Genomic DNA, 10,190 nt, shown 5'->3' on the forward strand with positions numbered 1-10,190 from the left:
CGCGCCCACCCCGCGCGCCGGCCGGGGCGGGACGCCGGCCCGCCAGAGCCGGGCGAGGGAGAGCGCCGCGGCGGCCGTCAGCAGGCCGTTGCGCAGGAGCAGGAGCGCGCAGCCCGTCCAGGTGCCCGCGGTGACCTCCCGGTAGAGCGGCGGATACATGACCGCGGTGACCGCCGTGGCCGCGACGAGCAACGTGGCGACCGGCCGCTGCGTGGTGTGCCGCGAGGTCAGGCACACGGCGGCCAGACCCAGCAGCCAGACCGTGTACTGGGGGCTGATCACCCGGCTGGTGACGGTGAGGAGCAGCACGGCGGCGAGCGCGGCGTCGTACGGGGTCGCCGGCGACCAGCGGCGGGCCCGCAGCCGCCACAGCAGCAGGGCGCCGAGGGCGGCGGCGGTCAGCGCGAGCGAGGCCGCGGCCACCTGCGGCACGTACGGGCCCACGTACTCCAGCGCCCCGTACCGGTAGCGCACGGTGCCCTCCCAGCCGGCCCGGCGGGCCAGCGCGAGCGCCGTGCCGCCCAGCGACTCGATCTGTACGCCCCGCCCGCCCTGCTGGCGCAGGAAGGCGAACGGGTCGGCGAAGAGGGCGGCGAGCGCGGCCGCCAGTACGGCGCCGGTGACCAGGGCCGCCGTCCACGCCTCCCGCGTCGTACGGCCCCGCGGGGTGCCGATCAGCGTCAGGGCCGGCCAGACCTTCACCAGGGCGCCCAGCGCGGCGAACGCGCCGCCCGCGCGCGGGGACCGTGCCGCGGCCAGCAGGGCGAGCACGGCGAGGGCGGTGACCTGGACGTCGTAGCGGGCCAGCGGCAGGTGCAGCAGCAGCGGCAGGGCCGCGGTCCACAGGGCGGCGCCGCGCAGACTGCGTCCCGGACGGGTGCCCGCGCGCGTGAGGGCGAGGGCGACGACGGCGTCGGCGGCGAGCGTCAGCACCACGAAGGCCTGGAAGTACGTCAGGCCCGGCAGCGCCCCGGGAGCGAGCAGCACCGGCCCGGCGCCCGGCGGGTACTGCCACAGCGGGTCGCCCGCCGGATAGGTGCCCTGCGACAGGGTGCCGTACCACCGGGCGTACAGGTGGTGCACCTCGCGCGTGACGCCGCCGCCCCCCAGTGCACGCAGGTGGTCGTGGGTGAGTGCCCACACCATCAGGGCGCGCGTGACCAGCCAGGCGACGGCCAGGGGCAGCGGGCGGGAGTGGGTGAGGGCGAGCAGCCGGGAGCGGAGGCGGGGCAGGAGCGGGGAGCGGAGCAGCGGCGGGCGGAGGCGGGACGGTCGTCTCATCAGCCGGGATCGTAGGGGGTGTGAAAGCCGTATCCGCGGTGATACGCCGCTCGGGCGGAGAAAAGGATGGCCGAGAGAAGTGAGTGGGTACCGCGGGCTAGTGGCAGCCCGGTGTCTCCTCCAGGGCCGCCGCGTCCAGGGCGGACGTCAGCCGGTCGAGCCGGGTGCGCAGGTCGTTCATCTCGTCGAGGCCGAGCCCGGTCGCGGCCGCGATCCGGCGCGGCACCTGGACCGCCCGCTCGCGCAGGGCCGTACCCTCCTCGGTCGGCCGCACCTCCACCGACCGCTCGTCCCGCGCGCTGCGCTCGCGCAGCAGCAGGCCGGCCGCCTCCAGGCGCTTCAGCAGCGGCGACAGCGTGCCGGAGTCGAGCCGCAGGTGCTCGCCGACCTTCTTCACGGGCAGCGTGCCGTGCTCCCACAGCACCAACATCACCAGGTACTGCGGGTAGGTGAGGCCCAGGTCCTTCAGGAGCACCCGGTAGACGCTGTTGAAGGCGCGGGAGGCGGCGCTCAGCGAGAAGCAGATCTGCCCGTCGAGGCGGAGGAGGTCCTCCTCCGTGGCGTTCCGGGACGCGACGGTGGCGCGGCTCGTGGTCATGACACCAGGGTAACCCCGACGCAAGATTAAGTTGTGCCCTATTGAATAGTGTGCTTCACTCCATTCATGAGGCGGCCGGACCCGGCCGTCACGACGACTGACTCCGAGAGGGATGGTCACCCCATGGACGCGATCTACACCGCCGTCGCCACCGCCACCCACGGCCGCGACGGGCGCGCCGTCAGCTCCGACGGGAAGCTCGACCTCCAGCTGGCCCCGCCGGTGGAGATGGGCGGCAGCGGCCAGGGCACCAACCCCGAGCAGCTCTTCGCCGCCGGCTACGCCGCCTGTTTCGCCAGCGCCCTCGGGCTGGTCGGCCGCCAGGCCAAGGTCGACGTCACCGACGCCGCCGTGACCGGCGAGGTCGGCATCGGCAAGCAGGGCGAGGGCTTCGCCCTCAAGGTGACGCTGCGCGTCGAACTGCCGGACTCCGTGGACCAGGAGACCGGCCGCAAGCTGGTCGAGCAGGCCCACCAGGTCTGCCCCTACTCCAACGCCACCCGCGGCAACATCGAGGTCGACCTCGTCGTCGAGTGACCCGAGCTCTCCCCCGGCGGCCGGATCGCCCGTCGGCGCCCCGGCCGTCCCTTCGGTGGACGCCAGGTCGGGGGCCGGGTGGGCGTGGGTCGCGACGTCGCGCGCCCGGCCGGGGATATGACACAGGCTCATACGGTGGTCGAGAGGTCTGCGGGAGCTCACTGACGGATGAGGGACGCCGGGAACGCCGCCGGGAACGCGGGCGCGGGCCCGGGCACGGACGTCGCCGGGCGGGCCGCCGCCGACGGCACCGGCCGCCGCTCGCTGAGCGGCACGACCGGCGGCAGGCCCGTGGCCGCGGCGCCGGTCCCGGTGGAACGGCCGGTCACCGTCTCGCCCAGCACCACCCGGCGCACCACCCGCTCGGCGGCCCGCCCGTCGTCGTACGGGCAGAAACGTTCCCGAAAGGCCGCCCGCAGCTGGGTCGAGCGGGAGCCGCGCCAGTGGCCGCTCGTGAAGATGTCGATCAGCTCGTCCTCGCCGCGCGCCACCGCGCCCGGCGGGAAGGACCGCAGGTCGAAGCAGGTGCCGCGGGCCGCCTCGTAGGCCTCGCGGTCGTCGTCCAGGAGCACGATCGGACGGTCCAGGTTCGCGTAGTCGACCATCAGGGACGAGTAGTCGGTGATCAGCGCGTCCGACGCCAGGCACAGCTGCTCGACCCTCGGGTGGCCGGTCACGTCGAGGATCCGCCCGCCGCCCGCCCGCACCGCGGGGAAGTCGTGGGCGGGGCCGGCCGGTACGGCGGAGTACCGGGGGTGGGCCCGCGTCAGCAGGACGAAGCGCGGGCCGAGCTGCCGCAGGACGCGCTCCAGGTCCAGGGCCGCGTACGCGTCCTCGCGGTAGTCGCGGTACGTGGGCGCGTACAGGACGGCGACCGCGCCCTCGGGGATGCCGAGCGAGGCGCGCAGCCGGTCCACGTCCGCGGGTGTCGCCCGCTGGAACACGTCGTTGCGCGGCAGCCCGTACTCCAGCGTCTCGTACCCGGCCGGGAAGACCCGCTCCCACACCAGCGTGGAGTGCCGGTTGCCGGACAGGACGAAGTCCCAGCCGTCGGCGCCGCGCAGCAGCCCCGCGGTGTCCGCGCCGCGGCCGGCGGCCGGACGGCCGCGCAGGTCGAGGCCCATGCGCTTGACCGGGGTGCCGGCCTGTGTCTGCACCAGCACCTGCCCTGGCCGCTTGACCAGCCGTGAGTCGAACGCGGCGTTGGTGACCAGGTACTTGGCGCGCGCCAGCGCCGTCCAGTACGTGACCGAGCCCGGAACCACCCGGCGCGTCGCCGTCGGGAGCGTGTGGTGGTGCTCGGGGCGGGCGGCCCACACGGTGCGGACGTGCGGGGCGAACGCGCGGAACGCCTCCTCCAGGGCGCCCGGGTTGCAGCAGTGGCCGCGGCCCCCGTACGCGGAGAACAGGGCGCGGTCCGCGTCCAGCGGAAGCAGCCGCTGGACGCGGTAGTGCAGCCGGAGCGCGCACCGTCCGGCCCCGCGCGCCGCCGCCGACAGGAACTGCCCCCCGCGCCGGCCCGCCCGTGCCACGAGCGACAGCGCCTGGTACGTGCGGTGGGCGCCCAGCCGGACCAGCAGGTGCCGCAGCCTTCTCGGACCCCGTACCGGGACACCGGGCATCCGGTAGCGGGCGTACTGGGTGCGCGCCCGGCGCAGGAACTCGGCGCGGGAGCCGTGCGGCAGCCGTACGCGCCGGGAGAACACGGTCACGAAGTGGTCGACCATGCGGCGGAACAGCGCCGGGCGCCAGTGCGCCAGCGCGGGCCGGGAGTCGACGTACGCGAAGAGCCGGTCGTACTGCTCGAAGACGTCGAAGTGACGGCGGCTGGTGGTGCCGAGGATGCCGCCCCGGCGGCGCTGGCGGTAGCGCACGCAGACGCGGTCCAGGGTCGCGATCGACTCCGCCGCCATCAGCACCGGGTACGTCCACGGCACGTTCTCGTAGAAGCCGGGCGGGAAGGTGAAGCCCTCCCGCTCGAGGAACTCCCGCCGGCACGCCTTGTTCCACACCGCCATCGGCGCCGACAGCAGTCCGGGGCGGTCGTCGAGGCGGAAGGGCGCCGGGCCCAGCTCGGTCAGGCGCGGGGTGCTCTGCCGGCGCAGGGTCTCGCCGGACCACAGCACGCGCGCGTGGTCGTAGACGACGACGTCGGGGTCGCCGGTCTCCTTGATCCGGTCGGCGATCGCCCGGAGCGCGTCCGGGGCGAGGGTGTCGTCGCCGTCCAGGAAGAGCACGTAGTCACCGTCGGCGAGGCGCAGCCCCGCGTTGCGCGCCGGTCCGAGCCCCGCGTTGACGGGCAGGTGGACGGGGTGCACGCGCGGGTCGCGGACCGCGAACTCGTCGGCGATCGCGCCGCAGGCGTCCGGTGAGCAGTCGTCCACGACGATCAGTTCCAGGTCGGGGAAGGACTGGGCCAGCACGGATTCCAGGCACTCGTGCAGGTAGGCCTGCACCCCGTGCGCGGGGACGATGACACTGAACCTGGGCAAGAGGGCATCCATGGGTCGGCGCGGCAGACGTGCCCGGCAACGACCCTTCCCGCGATCGGGTTACGCGCGGCATGGCATACGGGGGACACGGGAGCACCAGGCGCACGGCCCGGGGCGCACGGCGCGGGGCGAGCCGCTCACGGCCCGCCCCGCCCAGGGAGTACGTGTCCGTACGCCCGCCGTTACTTCACCGCGCCCGCCATCACACCGGACACGAACTGCCGCTGGAAGGCGAAGAACACCACCAGCGGGATCACCATCGAGATGAAGGCGCCCGGCGCCAGCACGTCGATGTTCGCGCCGAACTGCCGCACCTGCTGCTGCAGGGCCACCGTCAGCGGCTGGGAGCCGGAGTCCGAGAAGACCAGGGCGACCAGCATGTCGTTCCACACCCACAGGAACTGGAAGATCCCCAGGGACGCGAGCGCCGGAGCGGCGAGCGGCATGACGACGGTCAGGAACAGCCGAGCCTCCCCGGCCCCGTCCAGCCGCGCCGCCTCCAGCAGCTCCCGCGGGATCTCCGCGAAGAAGTTGCGCAACAGGAAGATCGCGAACGGGAGCCCGAAGCCGACGTGGAAGAGGACGACCCCGATGATGTCGCCGAAGATGCCCAGGGTGCCGAAGAGGCCGGACAGCGGGATGAGCGCCACCTGCACCGGCACCACCAGCAGCGCCACCACGCCCATGAACCACCAGTCGCGGCCCTTGAAGTCCATCCAGGCGAAGGCGTACCCGGCCATCGCGCCGATGATGATGACCAGCAGCGTCGCGGGCACCGTGATCCAGACGGTGTTGAAGAGTGCGCTGGTGACCTGGTCGTTCTTCAGGAGCGACGCATAGCTGGCGGCGGTCAGCTCCGCCGGTGCGGTGAAGACCGTCCACCAGCCCGAGGAGGCGATGTCCTTCGGGTCGCGGAACGACGAGACCAGCAGGCCGAAGGTCGGCACCAGCCAGAACAGGGCCACCAGGAGCAGGAAGACGCGCAGCACCCCACCCGCCGCCCCGCTCGCCACCCGCGCGGCGAGGGACTGCCTGGGCCGTACGGAGGTGTCCTGCGCGGCCGGGCCGGCCGGTCCGGCGGGCCCGCGCGCGGGAGTGTCGAGAGCGGTCACCGCTGGCGCTCCTTCCGCAGTCGCCGGATGTTGACCCACATCATCGGCAGGACGAGCAGCAGCAGGACCACGCCGAGCGCGCTGCCGAGACCGTAGTCGCCCCCGCCGCCGAACGACGACAGGTACAGCTGCAGGGCGAGCACGTTCGCCTCGTCCTGACTGGGCTGCGGGGCGATGATGTAGACGAGGTCGAAGACCTTCATCACGTTGATCATCAGTGTGACCAGCACCACCGTCAGCACCGGCGCCAGCAGGGGGACCGTGATCCGCCGGAACACCTGCCATTCGTTGGCGCCGTCCACGCGGGCCGCCTCCAGCAGGTTGCGGTCGACGCCCGCGAGCCCCGCCGCGATCAGCACCATCGCGAAGCCCGCCCACATCCACACGTAACTGCCGATGATGGCCGGGGTGACGAGCGTCGGGCCCAGCCAGTCGATGCCGTTGTACGGGGCCGCGAAGTTCGAGCCCGGTAGTCGGAGCTGCGCGCCGTCGGCCTCGGCGGGCAGGCTGAAGGTGCCGTCGGCGGAACTGGTCGCGGAGGCGACGACGTCCCCGTCCTTCACCGCCTCGACCTTGACGCCCTCCAGCGCCTTCTCGCGCGCGTCGATCGCGCCCTTCTCCCCGCCGCCGCCCAGCCGGAAGTCCAGCCAGACGGTGCCGGTGACCTGGTCGCCCCCGGTGGGCGCTCCTTGCGCGTCCTGGGGGTCGCCGGGGAGCTTGTTCGGAGCGATGCCGACCAGCGGCAGCAGCACGGGGGAGCCCGCCGACACGGTCCCACTCGTGGTGAAGGAACCGCCGCCGGACGCCTTCAAATCGCTGACCTGGGCGTTCGGCCGGGCCTTCGGATAGACCGACGCGTCGGAGAACGTGTCGTGCACGGAGGTGACCACGGCGTTCGCGACGCCCCGGTCCGGGTCCTGCTCGTACACCAGCCGGAAGATGATGCCCGCGGCGAGCATCGAGATCGCCATCGGCATGAAGACGATCAGCTTGAACGCCGTGCCCCAGCGCACCCGTTCGGTGAGCACGGCGAAGATCAGGCCCAGCACGGTGACGAGCGCGGGGGCCACGGCCACCCAGATCGCCGTGTTGCGCACGGCGGTGAGCGTGGCGTCGTCGGTGAAGATGTCGACGTAGTTGCCGAGCCCGACGAAACCGGAGCCGTCCGCGTCGAACAGACTGCGCCAGACCGAGTACCCGATCGGGTAGACCACGAGCGAGCCGAGCAGCACCAGGGCGGGCAGCAGGAACAGCACCGCCACCCACAACCGGGTGCCCGTCACGCTCTTGCGCGGGGGGACGGAGGGCGTGGGCAGTGCGCCCGCGCCCTCCGTCGACTTCACAACGGAGTTGGCCATCCGGGGGCCGTCAGTCGTTCCCGTACGCCTTCGCGGCGTCGGTCTCCAGCTGCTGCTGGGCACCCGCCACGTCACCGGGCTCGCGCAGGAAGTCCTGCAGGTCCTTCCACATGCCGACGCCCTGGGTGCCGCCGAAGGCCGCCGGGGCCTGGTCGGACAGGTCGAAGCGGAAGTCGTCGCCCGCCGCGAGCAGCGCCTCGGCGATGTCCCGGGTGACGTCGTCCTTGTACGCACCCATGTCCATCTCCTTGTTGGGGGAGATGACGCCGCCCTGCGCGGTCCAGATCTCGGCCGCGTCGGTGGAGGCGAGGAACGTCAGCAGCGCCTTGGCGCCCTCGTTGTCCTCCAGCGCCACCGCCACGTCGCCGCCGCTGACCACCGGGGAGTTGTCCCCGACGGCCGGGAAGGGGAAGACCTTGGCGTCCGTGCCGACCTCCGCGTCCGTGTCGGCGTTGATGTTCGCGGTCACGAAGTCGCCCTCGAAGACCATGCCGGCCGGGGTGTCGCCGTTGAACGTCTGGGTGACCGATTTCGGGAACTCCGCCTGCAGCGCGCCCGTGCGGCCGCCCGCGATCAGCTCGTCCTTGCCCCACAGCTCGCCCAGCGTGGTCAGGGCGTCCTTCACCGAGGGGTCCGTCCACTTGATCTCGTGCTTGGCCAGCTGGTCGTACTTCTCCGGGCCCGCCTGCGAGAGGTACACGTTCTCGAACCAGTCGGTGAGAGTCCAGCCGTCCGCGCCGCCGATGGAGACGGCGGGGGTGCCCGAGTCGGACAGCGTCTGCGCGGTCTGCACGAACTCGTCCCAGGTCGCCGGTTCCTCGGTGATGCCGGCGGCCTCGAACGCCGCGGTGTTGTACCAGACGAGCGATTTGTTCGCGGCCTTCACGTACGCGCCGACCTGCTTGCCGTCGACCGCCCCGAGGTCCTGCCAGCCCTGGGTGAAGTTCTTCTTCAGCTGCGCCTCGGCGTCCGCGCCGATCGGCTTCAGCCAGCCCTTCTCGGCGAACTGGTGCAACACGCCGACCTGCGGGAGGAACGCGACGTCCGGCGGCTGGCCGCCCTGGATCTTGGTACCGAGGAACGTGGAGGTGTTGTTCCCCGTCGGCACGAAGGCGACCTCCGCGCCCGTGCGCTTGGTGAACTCGTCGAGGACCTTGGTGAAGTTCTCCTGCTCCGCGCCCGTCCAGACGGCCGCGACCTCGAGCTTCTGCCCGTCCAGCTTCGGCAGTTGCACGGTGACCTCGGCCGGCGCGTCGTCCTTGCCCGTGTCACCGCCTCCGCCGTCACCGTCGTCCCCGCCGCCACAGGCGGTCAGGGAGACGCCGAGGACCCCGGCGGCGAGGGCCACGACGGCCTTCCTGGCCCTGGTGCTGCTCGCCCCGGTGGTGTGCGGGGCGGTGTGTGAGGTGGCTCTGAGCGACTTGCGTGACCTGCGTGTACGAAGAGTGTTGCGCATCACTGCCCCGTTCTGCGTTCCGCGTTGAACGTCCGAGCGGCTGTCCCGTCGCTCTGGTCTACGCCGCGTCACCGGCAGCGGCAAGGGCGCCTGCGGTGTCGGATCGAAGATCGTAATCGGCTCGTGACGTGGAGTGGGAGGCGCCGCGGGACGCTCGGGACCCACGGGCGCGCGACATGCGCACGCGGGGCTCACACCGGCGGGGGCGGGGCGCTCACACCAGCGGGGGCCGGGAGACTCACGACAGCGGGGTCGGGAGGCTCACAGAAGGGACGGCACCTCCTTGGCCGCGACGGAGCGGGCCGCGCGGTCCAGCGCGCTGGCCAGCAACGCCAGGTCCGTCGGGCCGTTGCCCAGCTCGCGCACCGGGCGGCGGGCCGGGGGATCGCCCATACGGGCCCACTCCAGGGGCACGACCGTGGGCCGGAGCGTGGCCGTGCGCGGGATGCGGCCGGTGACGCGGCCCGCCTGGAAGGGGGTGGTGCGGGCGGTGGGCGGGTCGGAGGCGTGGTCGATGGAGGGGCTGGTGGCGGGGGCGCTGGTCGTGCCCGTGCCCGGCGGGGGTGCGTCGGTGGTCGTCAACCGGCCGCGGCCCGCCGCCGGTTCGTCCGGGCCCGGGGCGGGGGCCTCGAGCGTGACGTGGAGGGTGGCCGCGCGGGCGAGGTCCGTCTCCGCCGTACGGGCGCCGCCGGCCGTGGCGGCGACGAGGTGGACGCCGAGCCGGGCGCCCTCCCGGGCCACCGCTTCCAGGGCGCGTACGACGGAGCCGGCCGCCGGACGGCCCGGGGAACCCAACGGCGGGGAGAGCAGCGCGTCCAGATCGTCGACGATCAGCACGAGGCGGGCGAGCGGCGGGCCGGGATCGGGGCGCTCGCGGCCCGCGGCCGGACGCAGCCGGATGGTGGCGGTGGGCGAGGCGTCGAGGTCCGCGGCGCCGGGCCGGCGCGACGGGCCGGTTCCCGTGCCCACGCCCGTACCTCTGCCGGCGGCCGTGCGCGGTCCGACGAGCCGGCCGGACACCGCACGGCTCGTGTGCCACTCGGCGAAGTCGAGGCGGACGACCAGCTCCGCGCGGCGCTTGAGCTCGGCGCTGAGCGACTGGGCGAACTCCCGCATGCGTACCGGATCGTTGGCCGCGAGGTGGGTGCCCACATGGGGCAGGTCGGTACACGCGCCCAGCCCGTCACCGGGGTGCCGGCCCTGGCCGGCGCCGTCCCGCCCGTCCACCAGGGCGATGCCGAGCCGGTCGGGGCGCTCGGCGGCGGCGAGCGAGGCGGCGACCGAGCGCAGCAGCTCCGTACGGCCGCTGCCGGGCGGGCCCTCGATCAGCAGGTGCGGGCCGTCGGCGACGAGGTC

The 10,190-nt window shown here is 73.5% G+C and carries 8 protein-coding genes; 1 reads left to right on the forward strand and 7 read right to left on the reverse strand.

The window, feature by feature from the left end; all coding sequences use genetic code 11:
• A partial coding sequence (locus tag UW392_RS00005; RefSeq protein ID WP_320772707.1) for a glycosyltransferase 87 family protein occupies positions 1–1,146 on the reverse strand: 1,146 nt, incomplete at its 3' end.
• 232 nt (positions 1,147–1,378) lie between these two features.
• The gene (locus tag UW392_RS00010; RefSeq protein ID WP_320772700.1) at positions 1,379–1,879 is read right to left on the reverse strand and encodes a MarR family transcriptional regulator; all 501 of its coding nucleotides are present in this window, start codon (positions 1,877–1,879) and stop codon (positions 1,379–1,381) included.
• A 123-nt stretch (positions 1,880–2,002) separates the two neighbouring features.
• Here UW392_RS00010 and UW392_RS00015 point away from each other — a divergent pair, with 123 nt between their 5' ends.
• A complete protein-coding gene (locus tag UW392_RS00015) occupies positions 2,003–2,416 on the forward strand; it encodes an organic hydroperoxide resistance protein (protein ID WP_320772701.1) in 414 nt (137 codons plus the stop codon).
• Between the two features lie 158 nt (positions 2,417–2,574).
• On the opposite strand, the gene UW392_RS00020 is transcribed toward UW392_RS00015, so the two are convergent.
• From UW392_RS00020 to UW392_RS00040, 5 genes are all read right to left on the reverse strand, one after another.
• Positions 2,575–4,908 carry a bifunctional glycosyltransferase family 2 protein/CDP-glycerol:glycerophosphate glycerophosphotransferase gene (locus UW392_RS00020; RefSeq protein WP_320772702.1) on the reverse strand — a complete coding sequence of 778 codons (2,334 nt, stop codon included), beginning with the start codon at positions 4,906–4,908 and terminating at the stop codon, positions 2,575–2,577.
• 182 nt (positions 4,909–5,090) lie between these two features.
• The gene (locus tag UW392_RS00025; protein WP_320772703.1) at positions 5,091–6,020 is read right to left on the reverse strand and encodes a carbohydrate ABC transporter permease; all 930 of its coding nucleotides are present in this window, start codon (positions 6,018–6,020) and stop codon (positions 5,091–5,093) included.
• Positions 6,017–7,378 (reverse strand): sugar ABC transporter permease, encoded by a 1,362-nt coding sequence (locus UW392_RS00030; RefSeq protein ID WP_320772704.1) that lies wholly within the window; start codon positions 7,376–7,378, stop codon positions 6,017–6,019. Before UW392_RS00030 ends, UW392_RS00025 begins: the two co-directional genes overlap by 4 nt.
• A gap of 10 nt (positions 7,379–7,388) precedes the next feature.
• Positions 7,389–8,834, reverse strand: coding sequence for an ABC transporter substrate-binding protein (locus UW392_RS00035; protein ID WP_320772705.1), 1,446 nt, complete (start codon positions 8,832–8,834; stop codon positions 7,389–7,391).
• Positions 8,835–9,095: 261 nt separating this feature from the next.
• Positions 9,096–10,190 (reverse strand): FtsK/SpoIIIE domain-containing protein (locus UW392_RS00040; protein ID WP_320772706.1); only part of this gene is annotated, 1,095 nt, incomplete at its 5' end.

The organism is Streptomyces sp. CRN 30 (assembly GCF_034105845.1).